The 22,917-nt window shown below is 30.1% G+C and carries 14 protein-coding genes; 3 read left to right on the top strand and 11 right to left on the bottom strand.

What is annotated here, in order from left to right:
* On the bottom strand, window positions 1-1,083 hold the full coding sequence (locus BTO07_RS16165) for a mandelate racemase/muconate lactonizing enzyme family protein (protein WP_087522214.1): 1,083 nt from the start codon (window positions 1,081-1,083) through the stop codon (window positions 1-3).
* Between the two features lie 153 nt (window positions 1,084-1,236).
* Here BTO07_RS16165 and BTO07_RS16160 point away from each other — a divergent pair, with 153 nt between their 5' ends.
* The 3 genes from BTO07_RS16160 (at window position 1,237) to BTO07_RS16150 (ending at window position 5,207) form a co-directional block, all read left to right on the top strand.
* Window positions 1,237-2,088, top strand: coding sequence for an AraC family transcriptional regulator (locus BTO07_RS16160; protein ID WP_087522212.1), 852 nt, complete (start codon window positions 1,237-1,239; stop codon window positions 2,086-2,088).
* Between the two features lie 71 nt (window positions 2,089-2,159).
* A complete protein-coding gene (locus BTO07_RS16155) occupies window positions 2,160-3,203 on the top strand; it encodes a lactonase family protein (RefSeq protein WP_087522211.1) in 1,044 nt (347 codons plus the stop codon).
* Between the two features lie 9 nt (window positions 3,204-3,212).
* Window positions 3,213-5,207: a right-handed parallel beta-helix repeat-containing protein gene (locus BTO07_RS16150; RefSeq protein WP_087522210.1), complete on the top strand. Its 1,995-nt coding sequence runs from the start codon at window positions 3,213-3,215 to the stop codon at window positions 5,205-5,207.
* 4 nt (window positions 5,208-5,211) lie between these two features.
* On the opposite strand, the gene BTO07_RS16145 is transcribed toward BTO07_RS16150, so the two are convergent.
* From BTO07_RS16145 to BTO07_RS16100, 10 genes are all read right to left on the bottom strand, one after another.
* Window positions 5,212-7,728: a glycoside hydrolase family 2 TIM barrel-domain containing protein gene (locus BTO07_RS16145; RefSeq protein WP_087522209.1), complete on the bottom strand. Its 2,517-nt coding sequence runs from the start codon at window positions 7,726-7,728 to the stop codon at window positions 5,212-5,214.
* A gap of 39 nt (window positions 7,729-7,767) precedes the next feature.
* Complete coding sequence (locus BTO07_RS16140; RefSeq protein WP_087522208.1) at window positions 7,768-9,135, bottom strand: SGNH/GDSL hydrolase family protein; 1,368 nt, start codon at window positions 9,133-9,135, stop codon at window positions 7,768-7,770.
* A 172-nt stretch (window positions 9,136-9,307) separates the two neighbouring features.
* A complete protein-coding gene (locus tag BTO07_RS16135; protein WP_232457054.1) occupies window positions 9,308-10,801 on the bottom strand; it encodes a sulfatase family protein in 1,494 nt (497 codons plus the stop codon).
* Between the two features lie 106 nt (window positions 10,802-10,907).
* Complete coding sequence (locus BTO07_RS16130; protein WP_232457053.1) at window positions 10,908-13,556, bottom strand: sugar-binding domain-containing protein; 2,649 nt, start codon at window positions 13,554-13,556, stop codon at window positions 10,908-10,910.
* A 4-nt stretch (window positions 13,557-13,560) separates the two neighbouring features.
* Entirely contained in the window at window positions 13,561-14,949 is a 1,389-nt protein-coding gene (locus tag BTO07_RS16125; RefSeq protein ID WP_087522207.1) for a glycoside hydrolase family 28 protein, read from the bottom strand.
* Window positions 14,949-16,295 carry a glycoside hydrolase family 28 protein gene (locus tag BTO07_RS16120; protein ID WP_232457052.1) on the bottom strand — a complete coding sequence of 449 codons (1,347 nt, stop codon included), beginning with the start codon at window positions 16,293-16,295 and terminating at the stop codon, window positions 14,949-14,951. Before BTO07_RS16120 ends, BTO07_RS16125 begins: the two co-directional genes overlap by 1 nt.
* Window positions 16,296-16,386: 91 nt before the next feature.
* The gene (locus tag BTO07_RS16115; protein WP_087522205.1) at window positions 16,387-17,274 is read right to left on the bottom strand and encodes a family 16 glycosylhydrolase; all 888 of its coding nucleotides are present in this window, start codon (window positions 17,272-17,274) and stop codon (window positions 16,387-16,389) included.
* Between the two features lie 26 nt (window positions 17,275-17,300).
* On the bottom strand, window positions 17,301-18,944 hold the full coding sequence (locus BTO07_RS16110; RefSeq protein WP_087522204.1) for a sulfatase-like hydrolase/transferase: 1,644 nt from the start codon (window positions 18,942-18,944) through the stop codon (window positions 17,301-17,303).
* Between the two features lie 11 nt (window positions 18,945-18,955).
* The gene (locus BTO07_RS16105; protein ID WP_087522203.1) at window positions 18,956-20,515 is read right to left on the bottom strand and encodes an alpha-L-fucosidase; all 1,560 of its coding nucleotides are present in this window, start codon (window positions 20,513-20,515) and stop codon (window positions 18,956-18,958) included.
* Window positions 20,516-20,528: 13 nt separating this feature from the next.
* A complete protein-coding gene (locus BTO07_RS16100) occupies window positions 20,529-22,916 on the bottom strand; it encodes a glycoside hydrolase family 3 N-terminal domain-containing protein (protein ID WP_087522202.1) in 2,388 nt (795 codons plus the stop codon).
* Window position 22,917 lies beyond the last annotated feature (1 nt).

Here is a 22,917-nt window from a genome sequence, read left to right as displayed (position 1 = left end):
TTATTTTATTTCAGTTAAATGATCATCTAAAAATGTGAATCCCCAACCTGGTAAATCATGAGGTTTTGCAAAACCATTTTCTATTACCATTGGATTGTCTATTAAAGGATCTACCCAATCAAAAGATTCTGCACCTACTCCATTTGGAATTGTACATAATAATGGTACATCATAATCTTTATAATAATGTGGTAAAACAGGTAAATGAAAACTGTGTGCTAAAGCGGCACTTTCTCTCCAAGCCTCAACACCACCAATTCTTAAAATATCTGGTTGCCAAATATCTAATGCATTTCTTGTAACCAACTCACGAAGTGGTAAAGTATCGAATTCTCTTTCTCCCATAGCTAAAGAAATCCCTGTTTGATTTTTTAAAACTTGATAAGCCTGAAAATCTTGATGATTTACTGGTTCTTCAAACCAATTTATATTTAAGTCTTTAGCTCCGTTTGCTAATTTAATTGCTGATGGTAAATCCATACCTTGATTGGCATCCATCATAATATCTATATCATTACCTACAGCTTCTCTAACTTTTCTTAAACGCTCTAAATCTGTACTTACTTTTGGTGAACCAACTTTAATTTTCACAGCCTTAAACCCTCTTGCTGCATAATCTGTAACTTCTTCAATAAGTTCGTCTATACTGTAAGAAATCCAACCACCACTTCCGTAAATATTTACTTTCTCTTTGGTGGCTCCTAATAATTTATAAACTGGTTGATTTTGAGCTTTACCCCAAGCATCCCACATTGCAATATTAATTGCAGCTTGTGCCCATCTTAATAAACCTTGATTTCCAAAGTATTCAAATAAATCATCTAATTTCTTACTCAACAAACCTGTTTCATAAGCTTTATATCCTTTTACAACTGGAATTAAATCTTTTAATGCTCCAATAATTGCGTTAGGAGAATATTGAAATGAAAGTAAATAGGATTCACCTATTATTCCATTTTCAAGTTGAATTCTTATCACAAGAAAAGAAATTTCAGTTAGTGTATGCGTAGCATCTGAAATAGGTTTTTTTAATGGTGTAGATGCTTTATATATTTTTAAATCTCTTATTTCTAAATCCTTCATTTTTGTATTGATTAGTTATAGATAGTACAAATATCTTGTAAATGAATTTCGAAACTATATATAATTCTACACTTCTTGTATACCATATTGACTTTTTAAGGATAATAATAGTTATTTACATCAATATTTTGCATTTTTTAGTACTTTTATGTTATGAAAGCACAATTAAAGCAAGTCACTACATCCCCTAATAATTCTTTTAAAGTTAAAATATTTGAGGAAAAAGAATTTAAAGCTGAGTGGCATTTTCATCCACAGTACGAACTAACATTTATGATACAAAGTACTGGAATTAGATATGTTGGTGATTCTATGAAACCATTTGAAAGAGGTGATTTAGTTTTAGTTGGTAAAAATGTACCACATTCTTGGAAAACTATTGATTCAAAAAACGAACAAGTAAAATGTGTAATAATTCAATGGGATGAAGATTTACTCTTACATTTACTTGATAAACCTGAATTTACTAGCATCAAAAAAATGCTTTTAAAATCGAGTTATGGTCTTTCTTTTGATAGAGAAACTGCATTTTCTTTAGAAAGTTCTTTTAGTACTATTTATAACCAAAATCCTTTTGAACGATTTTTAAATTTGTTAAATATCTTGAACGTTTTAGCGACTAAATCATCTATTAATTTATTAGCTGGACCTAGTTTTGGAAAAGACCTCTCTTTAAAAGAAAGTAATAGAGTAAATGTGATTAATAATTACATTAAAGACAATTATCAAAACGAACTTTCTTTAACAGAATTAGCTAATAAAGTATCTTTAAGTAAAGAAGCTTTTTGCAGGTTTTTTAAAAAAACTTTTGATAAAACATATTCAAATTACGTAAGCGAATATAAAATTACAATAGCTAGTAAAATGCTCATAGAAACAGATTTATCGGTTTCAGAAATAGGTTACGAATCTGGGTTTAATAACTTATCCTTTTTTCATAGGCAATTTAACAAGTATAAGCAAATGACTCCTAATGCATATAGGCAGTTATATCAGCGAATTTAAACTTATTTAAACAACCAAAAGTGGTAAATAATTTATAAATTTGGAATACGAATCATAAATATTCAAAGATTATGGCAATTGTTTTTATTGGAAGTTATACCGAAATGATTGCACCAGGTTTTGGTGGAAAAGGAATAGGTATTTCTACACTAGAATTAAATGATAAAACTGGTGATTTAAAATTATTACATTCTTGTAAAACTTTAAACCCTGGTTATTTGGCAATTTCTGATGACAAACAATTTCTATACACTTTTACAGAAGTTATTCAAGAGAAAAAACCGAAGGTAAAAGCTTTCAAAATAAAAGATGATTATAGTTTAGAGTTCATTAATGAACATCCTGTTTCTGGAAGTCTACCTTGCCATATTGAATCTATAAATAATACTGTTTTTATTTCTTGTTACGGAACAGGAAATGTATTGAGATATACTACAGATTCACAAGGAAAATTGGTTGAAGAAACTCATAATTTCAAACATAAAGGATCAAGTATAAATGAGGAAAGACAAGAAGCTCCTCACGCTCATCAAGTTGCAATCCACCCTAACAAAAAACTAATTTTTATACCAGATTTAGGCATTGATAAGGTAAAAACATATGCTTTAAAAGATGAAAACTTTAAACCTATAAAAGAACTTGATATTGATACTAATTTAGGTTTTGGACCAAGACATATAGTCTTTAATAAAGATGGTGATTTAGGCTATCTAATTAGCGAATTAACAGGTGAAATATCAATCTTAAAAAATGAAAATAGTGTTTTTAAACCAATTGAAAACGTAAACTCTTTACCTAAATATTTTACTAAAAACCCAAGTGCTTCTGCGATAAGAATCCATCCGAATAACAAATTTTTATATGCCGGAAACAGAACAATAGATGCTATTACAATTTTTAAAATTATAGCTGATTCATTAGAGTTAGTAGACCATCAATTTACGGAAGGAAAAACGTTAAGAGAATTCAATATTTCTAAAGATGGAAATTGGTTAATTGCTTGCTTACAAGATTCTGATGAAACAATAGTTTACAGAATTAATTCTGATGGAAAACTATCAGAAAAACAAAGAACAAAAGAAATAAAATCTGGCGTTTGTGCCATCTTCTTATAATACATAATTATGAAATTTAAAAGCATCGTATACTTACTATTTATATCATCTTTTTTTCATATTGGATGTTCACCAAAACCTTCAGAAAGCTTAAAAATCTATGTAAGTGAAAACGGAGATGATAAAAATGCAGGATCTTCATCTTCACCTCTTAAAACATTAGATTTTGCTATTAATAAAACTAGAGAAACTAATGGTAAAAAAGTGATTATCGTTAAAAAGGGTAAATATTTTGATGTAAATCTTAAGCTAACAAAAGAGGATAAAAACCTAACGATTAAAGGTGAAGAAGGAAGTTCACCTATGCTTTTTGGAGGAATTAAGTTAGAAAATTTAAAAAAAGAAGGAAAGTTTATATATGCTGATGTACCAAATACTAGAAATAGAAATTGGGATTTTAGAATGATTCAAGTAAACGGAAAATATAAAGAGCGTGCAAGATCACCAGAAAAAGGAGCTTTCACACATTTAAATAATTTTGATGTTAGATGGTTATCTTCAGAAGCTGGTGGTTGGGAAAGAAAACCTACAGATGAAGAAAAAACTACTTTAAAATATATTCCTGAAGACATTAAAAACATCGATGTTAACAATGCAGAATTAACAATTTACCATGAATGGGATGAAACTTTAGTTGGTTTAAAAAGTCATAATATAGAAAATAATACTTTAAAATTTGATAACGAAAGCCAACATCCTCCAGGAGCTTTTGCAAAGAGAAACAAAAATGCACAAACGTATGTTGTTTGGAACACTTTGGAAGGAATGACAAAACCAGGACAATGGTTTTTAGACAGAACAAATGAACGATTGTATTATTGGCCAACAGAAAATGAAAATATTTCTTCTTTGCAAATCATAGTTCCAAAATATCAAAATATTATAACTTTAGAAAAAGGAACCTCTAATATTTCTATCGAAAATCTAACGCTAACTTCTACAACAACTAAATTAATTACTGGTGGTTATGGTGCAATGCGTTTTGAAGGAGCTATTAGTGGAAAAAACATCGATGACGTTTCTCTTATCAACTTAAATATTAAAAATATTGGTGGTTGGGCTTTAAAATTATTAGGAAATAATATAAAAATTACTAATTCTGAAATAGAGAATTGTGGTGCAGGAGCCATTTTTTATAGAGGAAAAAATATAGAAATCAAACAAAACAGATTACACGATATTGGATTAATTTACAAAAGTGCTGTTGGTATTTTTGGCCAAGGAAACAAAAATACAATAAGTCAGAATGAGATTTATAATATGCCTTATTGTGGAATAAATGGAATCGGAAATAATTCTTTAGTTGAAGGAAATGTTATTCATAATATAAAAACTTTTATGCAAGATGGTGGAGCTATTTATATGTTTGGACATAAAAACACGAAAGTAAAAAATAATGTTGTTTTGTCTAAATTGAATTCTGGTATAAAAACATATGCTTACTATTTAGATGAAGGTTGTGAAAATTGTGTAGTTGAAAATAATTTATCTTACAATGCAAAAGTACCAATTCAAGCACATATGACAAGAAATTGTAGCTATAAAAACAATGTTTTTCTTGATAAAGGCCCGCAATCTATAGCGTATGCAAATTCATCTGAATTAACTTTTGAAAAGAATATTTTAGTTGCTGATTCTATTATTTTTAAAGGTCCCACAGAAAGTTCACCAAAATATATTAAAGGTAAACAAGGCAAAGTAATGAAAGGTTATTCATCTGCAATTGGAATTACTTCTTGGAAAAACAACATCTTCAATAGTAATTCTGGAGACATTAAATTAAGACAATTAGCACAATATGATAAAGTATCAGAAGATCAATTAACGCCATTTAATGGTACTTTGTTTTCAGAAATTAAGCTAATAGGAATTGAATCTGGTAAATTAAATTTATCAAATGATGCGCTATTAAAATCTCAAGGAATAGAACTTCAAGATTTTTCTAAAGCAGGATATAAAACAAACCTTACTGAATTAATCAAAGTTTATTATCCTGAAGATTAATAAATTATTTTATACTCAGCGTAATAATTTCACTAGTAATATCTACACAGATTGCTTTTACTTTAACTATAGAAGCATTTAAGTTGGATTGTAGAATCATTAATGCTTTACCATTATGAGTTTTTAAACGATTACTTTGATAATCTTGTACATTTGCATAATGTCCATTATCAACACCTAATAATTTTGCATCTCCTTCAATGATGAATTCAATTTCTTTGTCTTCAAATTTTATAGGATTTCCATTTTCATCCATTAATTGAACTGTAAAATGAGCAACTTCATATCCATCTGCTTTTAGTTCAGTTTTATCAACTTCTAGTTTTATGTTTTTAAATTCTTTCGCTGTTTTTATTGATGTTTCTATAGAAGATGTTTCAACAGATTTTGCAGTTAATTTTCCTTCAGAATAAGGAACAAACCATTTTAAAATATGATCATCAACATCGCTCAGTTTTTTAATTCCTAAAGATGTATCATTCAAAAACAATTCTACTTCTGGCTGATTTGTATAAACCTCAACAGCGATTTCCTCTCCTTTATTATAATTCCAATGTTCATTAACTTTATGCCAACCCCATTTTTGTTTTTTAGACCAACCTTTTTCTTTTTCTACTACCATATTAGATTTTACATCTAATTTGTAAGGCGATTTTTCTTCATTTTGAGTTGTTATATAAATATGAGGTTTTGTAGACCAAAGCGATTTAAACATATGAAAAGCAGGTTTTTTAAACCCAGCAAAATCTAACAAGCCACTTCCACTTCCTTTTACAGGCCAACTTCTAGATTCACCCATATAATCAATACCAGTCCACAAGAAAATTCCAGAAATAAAAGGTTTGTCTAAAACAGCTTTCCACTCGTGATATTTTGCCCAATTTTCTGTTCCTAAAAATGTTTTATTAGGATAATTCTTGTGAGAATAATTGTAAACAGCTTGTCTATAACTTAAACCAACAATATCTAAAGCATCTGCATAACCAGAAAAATTACTTACAGTTGGTATTACCAAATTTGCAGTAACAGGCCTTGTTGCATCAATTTCTTTTACCCATTTTGATAAATTTTTAGCTGTATTTGCTAAACTATATTTACTTGGTTTAGATGTATTAAAATTCTTTTTTATTTTATTAATAGCAAGTCTAGGTTCATCATAATAATAGTTAATATCACCTACTTTATTTTCTCCCCAATAACCTGTTGCTTGTCCATATCGTGCATAGGTCCACTCGATTTCATTACCAATACTCCACATAATTATTGAAGGATGATTTCGATCTCTAAGAACCATGTTTTTAAGATCTCTTTCTGACCATTCAGAAAAATGTTCTGTATAACCAGAAGTTAAAGGATCTGACTTTACCTGGTTATAATTATGTTTCTTGTCTTTTGGATTATTCCACTCATCAAAAGCTTCATCTTGTACTAAAAAGCCTAATTCATCACACAAATCTAAAAACTCTGCTGAAGGTGGATTGTGAGCTGTTCTTATCGCATTAACTCCTGCTTCTTTTAAAGTTTCAAGTCTACGTTTCCAAACTCCTTTAGGAACTGCAGCACCAACCAAACCAGCGTCGTGATGTAAACAAACTCCTTTTATTAAAGTATTTTTTCCGTTTAAAAAGAAACCTTCATTCTTATCAAAAGAAAAACTTCTCACCCCAAATTTTGTTTCTTTTCTATCAATAACTGTATCATCAATTACAATTTTTGAAACTGCTTTATAAAGATTAGGGCTTTCAATATCCCAAATTTCAGGGTTTTTTATATTGATATTTTGACTTACTTTTTTTAATTTATCAGCACTTAAGTTAATAGATGAATTTACTGTTGAAATTATTTCATTTTGATAAAAAATAGTTGTTTTTAATATTGCTTTTTTATCAACTTTAAATTGGTTTTTAATATCTATTTTTAGGGAAACAGTCGCATTTTTTTCATCAACCTTTGGTGTAGTAATAAATGTTCCCCATTGAGGAATATGTAATTTATTTGTAGCAATTAACTTAACACTTCTGTAAATTCCAGAACCAGGATACCATCTGCAATCTATATATGCAGAACGATCTACTTTTACCTTAATCTCATTTGCTTCTCCATACTTTAAATGTTCAGTTAATTCATAAGAAAAAGGGATATATCCATAAGGACGTTTTCCTAAATAATTACCATTAATCCAAACTTCTGAATTAGAATAAACTCCATCAAATTCTATAGAAATAATTTTATTTTTATCGTTTTCTGATACAAAAAATTGTTTCTTATACCAACCAATTCCTCCAGGAAGAAATGCTGTTGCACCTGCTGCTTCTTTTGTAAATGAATGTTCTACACTCCAATCGTGTGGCAATCTTACAGATTTCCAAGTTTCTTTTTCAGCAGATTCAACATCGCCTAAATAAAACTCCCAATCGAAGTTAAAATCTTTTATACTTCTTGATTCTTTCTCTTTTATTGTTGAACAGCTCAAAAAAAGAGCACTTAATATTATAAAGAAAAGTTGCGTTTTGATAGTCATTTTTTATGTTTTAAAAATCAGAAAAAGTAAAATCAATAATTATTGTTTCACTAATTTAAAACGATGCCATTTAGGTTTATTAGCTGTATAAATTTCATCTCTATACATTTTTAGTTTCCTCCATAACTCTTTTTCTTTTGGAAGAATTACAAAGTATTTTTGAATGTTTTTCTTATTCCATTCGTACCAACTTTTACCAATGTCTTTTTCGTTTTTAGCAATTAGGAATTCTTTTTTAGAAGCCAATGTATTATCACCTTTATAGTCACCCATCATTTTAAATTCTACAAAAGTGATGTTTCTTAAACTGTCTTGTGTTTTATGATATACATTTACAATCTCCGAAACTTTAATAGCTTGCTTATACTGAGGTGTGTTTTGATAATTTGCCAAATTGATTCCTCTTTTTAAGTCATCACAAGCAAAAAAACCTATTTCATCATCATCAATTAAAAGTTTATAATTTCCTTTTTTTAACCTTTTCACAACTAAGATTTCATTGTTTAGTGTTTTATTTAAAGGCACTAATTTATTCACTTTTTGAAAAGCTTCTTTAATAGGAAAAGGCAATGATTTCTCTAACATTTTAAACTCAAAATCATTAGATTTTTCTTCAAAAACCACTTCACTATTAAAAGATTCTTTTACTTTATTTTTACGAGCATCAATTATTGTTTTAGATATATATTCTGTTGGTGCAATCGTTCTAATCATTTCAAAAGCCATTACTAAATGACCTATATCTTGAGGATGGATTCTATCTGGACCAACTATTGTAAAAGTAGAATCTTTTGCTTGTTCTTTTTTATTAATTGATAACATAATATTTTGAAAATCAACCAAAGGAGCATTATATTTTTTTGCCATTCTTTTTATATGAAGGGCAAAAGTTGACAACCCATCATTTGTACCAAAATCATTGGTTGTGTTTTGTATTCCTGTCTGATCGTAGATTGATGGAGTAATAAAAATTGGGTTGATGTTATTTTCTACCAATCTTTTTGCCAATTCTTCGGTTTGTAAAATATACTTATCTAAAGTTTCTTGACGCTGTTTTAAATTGTTAGCATCTGGTTTTTTATCTGTGTATAACCATCTGTTTACATCATTCATACCTGTCATTAAAAAAGCATGAGTTGGTTTATGAACCAAAATATCACTTTCAAAACGACGAATCATTCCATTAGCAACATCACCTGCAATACCAGCGTTGAAATAGGCTACTTTTTCATTAGGAAAACGAGTTGCATTATATATCTGAAAAAAGTTATGATATCTACCATCATGCGTAATACTATTTCCTATAAAAACAATTCTATCTCCTTTTTTAAAGGTTGAAATATTACTATTTTGAGATTGTAAATTACATACAATAAATAGCAATAAAATGAATGTGTATTTTTTCATTGAAATATTTTTTTTAGCTTAATTAGACTCTATTTTTTTGCTTTTATTTCTAAAATTCAATTCCTTTTCTATCATATTGTAAAGCCATTCATTCCATTTATAGGTTTTTTCTCATCACAAAAAATGATTACTGATAAAAAACACTAATCTTACTTTCGTCATAATTTATAAATTAATCATTCCAATGTTTATCAACAATTGCTTGAATTGTTGGATATTTCGCATCTGTTTCATTCAACTCAATACGTTGTTTTTTTAGCTCCACTTTCATTTTAGAAATGATGTTTTTGTAAGCTGGGTCATTGTATTTATTATGTAATTCTTCTGGGTCATTTTTTAAATCGTAAAACTCCCAAGTATGCGGTGTTTCTTTGTTTACATCTTTATATTGGGTTTTCCAATAATGACCTTCAAATTCATTTTCAGACAGATAATGTTTCCCATAATAGAAAATAAGTTTGTGTTCTTTGGTTCGAAGCCCGAAATGAGCTGGCACATAATGATGAATAATATGCATCCAATATCTGTAATAAGTTCCTTCTCGCCAATCCGTTTCACTTTCGCCATTTAAGGTTTTTATAAAACTTTCGCCTTGCATATATGTAGGTTTTTCACCTCTAGCAAGTTCAATCATAGTTGGCGCATAATCGGTATTATTTATCAATAAATCTGTTACCATTCCTTTATCAATTCCTTTAGGATAATGCACAATAAATGGCATTCGCATAGATTCGTCATACATCCAACGTTTGTCTACAAAATCATGTTCTCCTAACATCATTCCTTGATCTCCTGTATAAATAATTATGGTGTTTTCCCACAACCCTGCTTCTTTTAAATAGGTAAATAACCGTCCTAAATTATCATCGACACCTTTTACACATCGTAAATAATCTTTTAAATATTTTTGATATGCCAAATGTGTACTTTTCTTTGGATCTTTTTCGTTTTTAAAAAATAATTTTGAATAATTACTATGATTATTGGCATTTGTATTTCTTGGGGAAACAGAAGTTCCTATAAAATTCTTCAAATCATTATCTTCTCCAAAAACACCCGCAGAACCAAAGTTTGGTTGATTGTATAAACTCGCAGGTTCAGGGATTTCTACATCTTTTAAATAATCGGCATAACGTGGCGCATACTCAAATTTATCGTGTGGCGCTTTGTAATGATGCATTAAAAAGAACGGTTTAGATTTATCAACTTCATTTAAATATTCAATGGAAGCATCTGTAATTACGTCTGTAGAATGACCTTTTGATTTCACTATATTCTTTGGATATTCACCCTGACCTTTTTCCATAAAAGTTGGGTTAAAATATTTTCCTTGACCCGGTAAAACCTTATAATAATCGAAATTTGGCTCTGTGTATAAATGCCACTTCCCAATAATTGCGGTGGAATAACCAAGTTTTTTTAACTCTTTTGGTAAATATTGTTTGCTGTTTTCTAAATGAATATCTAAATCTAAAACTCCGTTTGTTTGTGAATATTGACCCGTAATAATGTTTGCTCTACTTGGAGTACAAATAGAATTAGTACAAAATGCGTTCTCAAAACGAATGCCTTCCGCAGCTAATTTATCGATATTTGGTGTCGGATTTAATTTTGACAATCGTCCGCCATAAGCGCCAACAGCTTGTGATGTGTGATCGTCTGACATTATAAAAATAATGTTTGGCTTTTTCTTTTGCCCCAAAACCGAAACTACAGATAGCAAAACAAACAGAACAAACGTAGCATACTTCAAAAACTTCATTTTCATTTTTTTATTTTGAATTCAATGTAATAGTCGCAGAAATTGCATTTTTGTTTTTAGCTGTAACTTTAATATTACCTGCTTTTTTAGTAGATTGGATAATTAAAATTGCTTTTCCTTGATAAGTTACAGTTTTATTTGTTTTATGAGATTGCACATTCATCTCCCAACCATTATCAATACCAATATTTGTTGCTTCTCCAGAAACATTAAATGTTACTTCTTTATCTGCATCAATAATTAAGTTTCCATTTTCATCAAGTAATTCAATTGTAATTACTGAAATATCATAACCATCTGCATTTAAAGTAGTTTTTGTTGATGAAATATTAATTTTTGCAACTTCATCTTTATGTGTATTTAAAATATACTCATCTACTTTTTTACCATCATTATAACCAACAACTTTTAATTCTCCATCTGTATAAGGTACTAACCATTTTAAGATGTGATCTGTTTCTACAACATCTGCTAGTTTTTGTTTTCCTAAAGAAGTTCCGTTTAAAAACAGTTCTGCTTCTTCACAATTTGTATACGTCTGAACAACAATTTCTTCATTGTTGTTGTATTTCCATTTAGGAGATACTTTATACCATTCCCATTTACGTAACATCTTCCAAACAGGAGGAGGTGTTAATTGCATCTCGAATTTCCATCCATCTTTTTTAGTAAAAGAAAATTCTGATTCATTTACTGGCGTTGTAACCATATAAACTTTTGGATCTTTTATCCAAAGTGTTTCATAAAAATGACCTCTTGGAGTTTTGAATCCTGCAAAATCAAAAAACGAAATATTTAAACCTTTACGTGGCCAAGGACCAGCTTCTCCTAAATATGCAAAGCCTGTCCAACAAAAAATTCCTGCGACAAAATCACGTTCGTTAATACTTTTCCATTCATTGTAACTTCCCCAGTTTTCTGTACCTAAAATTTTTAAATTAGGATATTCTTTATGTGCAGCATCGTAATCTGCTGCTCTATAATTATAACCATAAACATCTACAGCAGTTCCATAACCACTTACCATACCTATTGAAGGTAATACACTACCACAAGTTACTGGTCTAGTTGTATCCATTTCTTTAACCCAAGCAACTAATTGTTTTGCAGTTTTTGCTAAAGGATCATCAGTAATATTTTTGTCAAATGCTTTTTTTACAGTTTCTTGATCATAATTAGGTACATATTCATAACCTTGAGCTCCAGACGCTCCATTTACATCATTATATGTTTTAGAATAATGAGGAAAAGTCCATTCGATTTCGTTACCAATACTCCACATAAATACTGATGGATGATTGAAATCTCTACGAATTAAATCTTTTAAATCACGCTCAGACCATTCATTAAAAACTTCTGAATAACCATCTGTTACATCTATTCCTTTTGCATTTATGTCTTTGCCCTTTGAACCTTTTAAATCTGGGTTAGATTTTTTACCTGTTTCTGGATATACAATTTCTGAAGCAGCATTATCTCCTAAATATGCTTTACTCTTTAATTTAGGTACGTGCCACTCATCAAAAGCTTCGTTCATTACTAAAATTCCCTCTTTATCACATACTTCTAATAAATCTACTGCGTGAGGATTATGAGCAAAACGAATTGCATTTACTCCAATTGATTTTAATTTATGAATTCTATACTCCCAAATACCTTTAGGCACTGCAGCACCAACTGCACCAGCATCGTGATGTAAGTTTACACCTTTAATTTTTACTTTTTTTCCGTTTAAAGAAAACCCTTTATCTGCGTCAAATTTAAAAGTTCTAATTCCGAAGTTCTGAGTATCATTATCTAATAAAGTTTCCCCTTGAAACAAAGACACTTTTAATTGATATAAATTTCCTTTTTCTGTTGACCAAAGTTGTGGATTTGTAACTTCTATTTTAGTTGATGGAACTTCAGTCTTCTCACCTAAATTCACTTTTTCTGACGCTATTTCTATTCCACTTGCATCAACAATACTATATTTTAAACTTAAGTTTGAAGCTTTTATATTGTTGTTTTTAAGATTAGTATTGATGCTAACAATTGCTTTTTCATTTGAAACTTCTGGAGTTGTAATTTGAACTCCCCATTGTGCAATATTCAGTTTTGCTTTTTTAATCAATCTTACTTTTCTGTAAATTCCAGAACCTGTGTACCAACGAGAATCTACATAAGTAGTTCTATCTACTTTTACAGCAATTACATTTTCTGAACCATCAAATTTTAAATATTCTGATAAATCGTATGAAAACGAACTATAACCATTAGGTCTTTTTCCTAAAAATTGTTCGTTTATCCAGATACTAGAATTATTGTAAACACCATCAAATAAAATTGTAATTTCTTTGTTTTTATCTACTTCACTTAATGTAAATGATTTTCTATACCAACCAATTCCTCCAGGAACAAAACCAGAACTGGCAGCTGTTGCTCCTTCTTTTTGATATCCTTTTTCAATACTCCAATCGTGAGGAACATTTAAGGTTCTCCAATCATTATCTTTGAAATCAAGTTTAAAAGAATTTACATTTTCTCCTAAATTAAATTTCCAATTGGCATTAAAATCTTCTACAACTCTTCCTGAGTTGTCTTTTGAACAGGAAATCAAAAGAAAGACTCCTATTAAGTAGCTTAAAATTCTCATATTTTTATTTATTAATTTTCTCATATTCTTAATTTATTAACCTCCTAACAACATCTTCTAGAACAATTTCTTCTCTAACATCGTTTGAAGTTGAAGTAAACTTCAAGTTTTTAATATTTAATTTATTTATATGTCTTCCAAACAATCCATTTGCTGGTAAAACTTTAAAAAAGTTAAATTCTGGATATGCTTTTTCGTTTTCTAAAACTGGTTTTAGAACTAAATTATCTTCACTTCCTGGTAAAGTGATATCAATGTTTTCTAAAGTTATACTTTCTATTTTATGATTAGGTGTACCTGTAATAAAAACTCCTGTTGGTGATGAAACTCTTGAGTTTTTCAAATCTCTAGTTGTTGCTTTTATATTTTTGATAGTTACATTTTTGATACTTCCAACATCTTGTTTTTCTGCATTTCTATAGGTTCTTAAACGCTCTCCAAGTCTTATAAATATTGGCATATCTACATTCTGCATTTCAATATTATCAATTGTTACATTGTGCATATTTGCGCCATCAACAGATAATAATTTGATACCTCCGCCTTTTGTATCGTAAATTTTACAGTCTTTTATATTGATGTTATAAAAATCTCCCATAGATTCTGTTCCGAATTTTATGGCTCCCCAATCACTTTTTAAATTACAATTTGAAACATCAATATTATAACTTGGTTTTGGGCTTGTAGTTTTTACACAAACTGCATCATCACCTGTGTCAATGTCACAATTTTTGATAATGACATCGTAACTTGAATCAATATCAATTCCATCATTATTATGATTTGAGTGACTATATATTTTTACATTATCAACCAATATGGAATTAGATTGATAAAAATGGCAAGTCCAAGCTGCAGGTTGTCTTAAATTAATGTCTTTTAAATTGATGTTTGAAGACTTTACAAAACGCAATAAAAAAGGGCGATTTCTTCCAAAACCTTTTTTCTGTTCATCATTCAAATTCAATACTTTTATTTTCTCTTGAAGTTTCTTATAAGTGAATGCAATTCCGTTTCCATCAATAATTCCTTTTCCTAAAACACCAATATTTGTTGCATTTTTTGCGCCAATTAAACAATTTCCTCTTTCTTGACCAGTTGCATCAACAAAACCATCTATACTTATATAATCTCTAGGATTTGAGCTACCAACTAATTTTGCGTTTTCAGAAACGTGCAATTTTACGTTACTTTTCAATAGAATTGTTCCGCTAATAAAAATTCCTTTTTTTATAAAAACAGTTCCTCCACCATTTTCTGCACATTTATCAATAGCACTTTGAATGAACTTTGTGTTTATGGTTAAACTATCTCCTTTTGCACCAAAATCTGTGATGTTGTATCCCGGTTTTTGATTGTTACAAGACATCATCAAAAACCAACAAAGGAATAAAGTATATGTAATTCTTAGGTTCATTAATTAATCTTTTTAACTTTCTTTCGGTTTAAGAATAATGAACCAACATTACTATCAATTACATCATCAAAAACAACAAGTGGTCTTTTATCTTCATTTAAGAGATTTACACTAACATTATTTATACTTAAACCTTTTATATGTCTTGCATAAATGCCAGAAGCAGGCAATGTACCTACTAAATGAAACTCTGGCCACCAACCATCTAAAACATCAAGCGTATATTCTTTTATTTCATTTGAAGCATCTTCTTTTGTTCCTCCTCCAGCAAAAATCATTTGAATATTATTTAATTGAATATCTGTGATATAATTATTTGGCATTCCTGTAATAAAAATGGCAGAGTTTTTATCAAGCTTGCTATTGTCTGCTATAATTCCATCAAAAATAAAATGATGCATCGCTTTCATCGGATACATTTCTTCTGGAGCATCTACACAAGCTTTTTGTTGTGCAAACGTCATAAAAATAGGTCTTGGAACATTTTTCATCACCAAATTAGTGAAAGTCATATTTTTCATTTCTCCACCTTCATTTAGTTGAATTTTAAGACCAGAATCTTCAATATCATTAAAAGTACAATTACTAACAGTTACAGATTCAATATCTCCTCTCGATAACAAACCTATGCGCATTCCTGCCCATTTACTTGTAAAAGTACAGTTGGTAACTACTACGTTTTTACAAGGTTTATTAGGTAAAGATGCTTGTAAACAAATGGAATCATCACTGGTATCAAAAGAACTGTTTGAAACTCTTACGTTTGTGCATCCATCAAAATCTAAACCATCTCCATTATTATTTACTCTACTTACAATTTTAATTCCTTCAACTACAATTTCGTTGCAATACAACCAAGCAGATGTCCAAGCTGCAGGATTTTTTAACGTAATATCTTTAAATGTAATGTCATTAGAATTTATAAAACGAATCATCATTGGACGACCAGTTTTACTTGTAAAGTTCTTAAAATATCCATTTCCGTCAATAGTACCTAAACCTGTAATAGCAAATGATTTTGCGTTATTGGCAAAAATTAAACAACGATCCATATGAGGTTCGTTTTTGTACATATTCTTGTGAGTGTCTGTAGTATAATCTTCAATATTTGAGCTACCAAGTAATATAGCTCCATTTTCTACGTGCAGATTTACAAAATCTTTCAAGTAAATTGTACCAATTAAAACCGTTTTTCCAGAAGGAATAATTACTTTTCCTCCTCCTTTTTTTGAGCATTCATCAATTGCATTCTGGACTGCTTTTGTGTCTAATGTAATTCCGTCTGCTTTTGCTCCAAAATCTGTGATATTGTATTCGATTTTTCGGTTTTCATTACATGAAAACAAAAATAATATACTAACAAATAATGTTATTAGGCTCCACTTATTAAAAAAACAACTATTATTCAAATTACTTTTAATCATATAAATATATATTCTAATTTTTAACCAATTTCCAAGAGCGTACCCAATTATATATTGTTGTTCTATCTGCTTTTGATCCTGTCATGCCTCCATCTTCTGGAGCTTTATTCCAATTGTAAGTTTCTACCACCAATCTTAAATACATTTCTATATCAAAATCTGCAGGAGGTTTTACTTTAACTTGAAATTTACCGTCTAAAAAGAATAAAATTTCGTCTTTAGATTTCCACCAAACACCGTAAACGTGAAAATCATCGTAAACTTTACCACTCGTTGAACTTCCGCCTTTATTGGACCCTTTTTTATAATCGCATCCTTTTGGAATATCGCGACTATGTGTATTCGAATTCATTCGCTGATCAAAGTTCTTCATCCATTCAGCCTCGTTAACGATTTCTCCAACACATTCTTGAATGTCTAACTCTGTAGTTCTTTGATCGCAACCACTTGCATCTTTTCGGTCATTGATCATCCAAAATGTTGATGACATAAATGTTTTGTTAGCTTTCATTTCGCATTCGTAATAGCCATAAGTTCTACCTTTTCTGGATCCGACATAACCGCCGCCATACGTATATTCTTGTCCTTTTTTTATTATCTTTTTTGGTAAAACATTGGTGGTAATTTGCAAACTTCCATCAACTACGTTAACATTTTCTGCTAGAAATAAACCTGGCGCTCTACCAATCCAACCTTGCCCAGATATTTGCCATTTATTTTCATCTACTTTATCGCCTTCAAATTCATCAGACATGTTTTGTACTAACTTCCATTGTGTATTCGCAGGTTTTGGGTCTTCTCCTTTTAGAAAAGTTGGCGCTTCTGGTTTAATAGTTGAAACTGTTGCGCATGAAATTAGTAAAAAAGGGACGCAAATTAATAGTTTTAATAGTGAATTCATATTTTAGTTTTTTAAAATGTGCTGTTTTAATGACCTCCTTTTGGATGACTATCGTTTGTATATCTAAAAACTTTAGGAATTTCTGTTCCTCTTGCTTTTATAATTTCTTCTTTCCAAGTTTTTCTTAAACCTTCAAGTATTTGTTTGTGTTTTGTGTTATCAACTAAATTATAAAACTCATTAGAATCTGATTTTAAATGATATAATTCTTCATAAACAGGTTGTTCTCCTTGCAAAGGCGATTCTACATAATCTCTGTAAACTCCGATATCAGGATCGTGAACCGCATACAACATCTTATTTACATTTATTCCTAACTCCTTAGCAACAGCTTTCTTTTTTGATGCTGAAAAATTGTTATTCTTGTAATAACGAATGTATTTCCATTCTTTATTTTGAACACTTTCACATCTTGGATTACCAAATTGTGTAGACCATAAGTTTTCTGTAAAAACAAAATCTCTTACTTCTTTTTTATCACCTTTTATAAAATGAGAAATATCTTTTCCTTGAAACTCCTTCGGAATATTAATTCCTCCAAATGAAAGCATTGTAGGAGCAATGTCTATAGATTGTACCAAAGCATCACTTTTTAAACCTTTATGTTTTCTTTTAACTCTAGGGTCTAAAACGATAAGTGGAACGTGTGTTGTTTTTTCATAACATAAAGATTTCCCTCCTAAACCTTGTTCGCCCATAAATAATCCGTGATCAGAAGTGAAAATAATGATGGTGTTTTTATCAATTTTCAAATCCTTTAGCTTTGTTCTTAAATTACCAACTAATCTATCTATACCTGTCATGGCCTGTAGCTGACGAATATATCTTTCCTTGTTGGTTTCTGGAGTGTCAACGTAATTATATCCTTCTTGTCTATCTTCAACTTTTAATAAATCTGAAGGTAATTTTGGGGTTTTAATATCCTTTTTAGCGATGTAATTTTCTGGTAATGGAATTACTTTGTCACGATATAATGTTTTGTAAATTTCATCATCATTTGGCTTTAATTTCATAGTGCTTGTACTTGCACCGTGTGGTAAATTAAAGTTAACTGACAGCATAAAAGGTTTGTCTTCTGGACGTTCATCCAAAAATTGAATTGCTCCTTTTAATTTTCTTTCATTATTATCTAAAAAATCATTAATTCCTTCGTTAATAATTTCTGGTTGCGTTGTTGCAATTGCATCATTAAAAATTTTATGTCTGTTTTTTGGATAAAAACTCAAATGGCCATGACCAGCATACCAATAATCGAAACTTTTATCCATTAAACCACTTGTGTAACCACCTTCTCCTATTGGAGCATGGTTTTTACCAACCCAACCTCTATAATAACCCGCTTTTTTCATAACCATAGGATATGATTGTTCCCAAGCATCGTCAGAAACACTAGTTCCTGAATTGAAATTTACACCGTGCTTACGTTCAAATTGACTTAATAAAATTGAGATTCTACTTGGTGTGCAAATAGCACTTGTAATATGAGCATTAGTAAATAAAATTCCTTCATTTGCCAAAGTATCAATATTTGGAGTTTGTACAATATCATTACCTGTACATCCCATCATACCATAAGATTGATCATCAGTAAGGATGAAAATGATATTTGGTTTTTCTTGAGCCTGCATATAATTCAGCCCGAAAAGAAACAAAAAAAGGAGTTTTCTCATTTTATAAATTATTAATCTTTGTGAGCTTCTACACCACCTCCAATATTATTTTCAGTATATCCTTCCATAATAATTTTGAAAGAAAATGCATAATCGGATGGATAAGATTTTGGAGCAGTAATTACTAAACCTTCTTCATTTCTAACCCATACAATTTTCTCTTTACTTCCTAAAAGTTCGATTTTTTCAATTTTAGAATTTAAAACTCCAATTTGTGTACTTAAAGACTTAATTACAATTTTATCTTGAGGTTTATCTAAAACAATTGCATAAAACTCCTTATCTGATTTTTTAGTAAATCGAATATCTTTATTTGTGTATTCAATTTTATGCTTTTCAACTTTATGTCCTCCTTCTGGTAATCTTGTTGGTCCTTCACCAAAAATTGTCCAAGGTCTTGTGCCATAAATAGCATCACCATTTATCTTCAACCAATCTCCCATGTCAATTAATAAATCTGCCATTACTGGAGGAATAGTTCCATCAGGATTCGGAGGAACATTTAATAACATTACACCATTTTTTGAAACGATATCAACCAAAATATCAATTAATTCATTTGGTGATTTAAATTTTGCATTTGGTCTGTAAAACCAAGCTCCAGGAGAAGTATCTGTTAACCAAGCTGGATTTTTAGGTTGATTTGGTCTTCCTCTTTCGTAATCTTTAATTGCAGTATCTATTGGAAAAGTGCTTTCTTTATATGCTACAGCAACTTCTTTATTCCATTCAATTCCTTTATTATAGTAGTATGCTAAAAACTTTTGACGACTTTCATCCGTCATATTTTCTAACCACCAATCAAACCAAATTAAATCTGGTTGATAAACATCTATATATTCTTTTAATTTAGCCCACCATTCTTTATAAAAACGATCATCTGGAGTATCCGATTCTAAAGAGTGAGGTGATGTATATAAATCATAATCTTTTGCTTTAATATTTCCGTGTGCGTGTGCAGGTGCAAAGAATTTCCAAGTAAATGCGTGATGAAAAGAAGCCATAAATTTCATTCCTCTCTCTTCAATTTCTTTTTTTAATGTTGCTGATGGATCAATGCCTCCATAATTCATAGAGTTCCAACGAGTTGTTTTACTGTCCCACATTGCAAAATTATCATGATGCATTGCTACAGGTCCTGCAAATTTTGCTCCTGATTTTTCAAAAAGCTCTGCCCATTTTTTTGCATCAAATTTTGATGGATTAAATTGCTTAATTACTTGTGTATAGCCAACTTTTTTGGGATGTCCGTATTTTTCTTTATGATGTAAAAAATTATTTGTTGGCTTGCCGTTTTTTGTAGGCACAACTTTACCATCTTGATACATCTGCATACCGTGCCAACCACCATACCACTTGTTTGGATCTATACCTTCAAATACTGAAGATTGAGGTCCCCAATGTGCATAAATTCCGAATTTAGCATCTTGAAACCAATCAGGAACTTGATTAACTTTTGCTAAAGATTCCCAACTTTTTTCAAACTTCTCTGTTTTCTGCTTCACATCCTTTTGGGCATTCACGATGTTTAAAGACAGAATTGTTACGATGCATAATGCTCTTAATTTCATAATCTATTATTTATTATATGATACTTTGTTCGTTTTCTGAGAAAAACACAAATCTTCCATTTGGAAGTATTTTGTCTTTTCCTTTAATTTCTATATTTCCACTTAATTTAATATCAGAAACTGAAGCTCCAATTTTAAATTCATAATTTCCAGATTCTATAATCCATTGACTCATTTTGTATTGAACCAACTGTTCTGGAGATACTTTAAAAATTACCTTTTTAGTTTCTCCTTTCTTTAACTTCACTCTTTGAAAACCTTTTAATTGAATTGGTTTCATTGTTGAGTTTTTATCCTTTGGAGAAACATATAATTGTGCAATTTCTGTTCCATCAAAACCTCCTGAATTTGTTAAATCGAAAGAGATTTCAAATCGTTCTTCATTAATGTCTGTTGAAGAATTCATTTTAAAATTTCTGTAACTATAGTTTGTATAAGACAAACCAAATCCAAATGGGTATTGAGGTTGGTTATCTTTATTATATCCGTTCTTATAATTTACTTCTTGTTTACTTTCTGTTTTAGGATAACTCACACATAATTTTCCTGAAGGATTTACTTTTCCTGTTAAAATATCTGCAATCGCATTTCCTCCTTCTTCACCAGGAAACCAAACTTGTAAAATTGCGGCGCATTTACCCTCAAACTTGCTTACTAATTGTTGTCTTCCTCCAAAAATCACTAAAACCACAGGTTTTCCTGTAGCAATTAATTGCTCTACAAATGCTTCTTGCTCTCCAGGAAGTCTAATTCCTTTTCGTTTTCTACCTTCTCCACACAAGTATATATTTTCACCTACTGCAGCTATAATTACATCGCTCTCTTCAGCAATTTTTAATGCATTTTTTAAATCTGGTTGTAGCTCATCTTTAATCGCCATCATTTTAAGCTTGCTCAGTCTATCATCTCCAAAATCTGTTTTAATTTTAGATTCTAATGCTGCACTCCAATCACAACCTCTTTCATAGTTTACAACGCTTTTATCTAATCTAGATTCTAAGCCTTCCTTTAGAGAAACCAATTTTGGATTATTCTTATCAAACTCTTTACTCCACCAAAAAGATATCATAGATTGATACGTGTAATCTCCCAACAAACCATAAACGCTTGATGCATTTGGGCCAACTAAAGCAATGCTTTTTGCATTTTTTTTAAGTGGAAGAATTCCGTTATTTTTTAATAAAACGATTGATTGAGTTGCAGATTGATAAGCTAATTCTCTATTCTCTGGTGGATCAAAATCTAAATTACCATCAACTCCAATTTTAGGATTCTTATCTAACAAACCTAAATTAGCTTTCATAATTAATGAGCGTCTTACAGCATCATTCACAGTTTCCATTGAAATAAGTCCTTTTTCAATTGCTTCTGGTAATAATGGAAAACATTTTGGTTTTGGTAACTCAATATCTGTCCCTGCATTTAAAGCCATTGCACCTGCGTGCATTGGAGATTCAGCTTGTTTATGTCCGTGATAAGTTAAATTTACTGCACCATAATCACTAACTACAATTCCATTAAAACCAACTTGATTTCTCAAAATACCAGTTAACATTTCCTTATTTGCAACTACAGCTTGACCTTTATATTTACCATAAGAAGGCATTACACTTTTCACATTTCCAATTTTAATTAATGCTTCGTGAGGCATTAAATACTCTTCATACAATTCTTTTGGATTATTATTTTGAGCTCCATAACCAACAAAGTGTTTTACTGTTGCTGCAACTCCAGTTTTTAAATCGTCTCCTTGTAAACCTTTAACAAATGCTAATCCTAATTTAGAAGTTAAGTATGAATCTTCACCATAACTTTCTTCTAAACGTTCCCAATGTGCAGTTCTGCTTATATCTAGCATTGGAGACAATGCAAAAGTTGCTCCTGCAGCACGCATGTTTTTTCTTGTTGAAGTTGTATTTTCAGTAATTAATTCTGAATTCCAAGTACAACCCATTCCTATTTGTTGTGGAAATGTTGTTGCGCCTTGTGTTGCAAATCCTGTTATTGCTTCTTCGTGAAAAATCGCAGGAATTTTTGAAGAAGTTTCGGTTATTAAATAGTTTTGAATTTCGCGAACAAAATCTCTTAACTCATTTGGTGATTTGGTTAATCCTGATGAAAATTGACAAAAATGACCAATTCCGTTTGGAATTATTTCACGGCATTTATCCAAAGATAATTTTCCATCAACCATTACATCTTGTGGACGAATCCCTTCAATTTGAGCAAGTTTTTCATTTAAAGACATCTTACTCATTATACTATCTACTTTTTTATCAACCTTAACAGTAGAAAAAGGTTTTACTTTTTGTTCTAGAGCAATCTCTTTCTCTGAACAAGAAAATTGAATCAGTATTATAGTTAAAACGAGTAAACTTTTATGTTTGATTTTATCTAACAAT

The organism is Polaribacter sp. SA4-12 (genome assembly GCF_002163675.1).
In the GTDB taxonomy this organism is placed as follows: Bacteria; Bacteroidota; Bacteroidia; order Flavobacteriales; family Flavobacteriaceae; genus Polaribacter.
The sequence above is the reverse complement of the archived record's forward strand: the minus strand, read 5'-3'. Positions and strand labels throughout refer to the sequence as shown.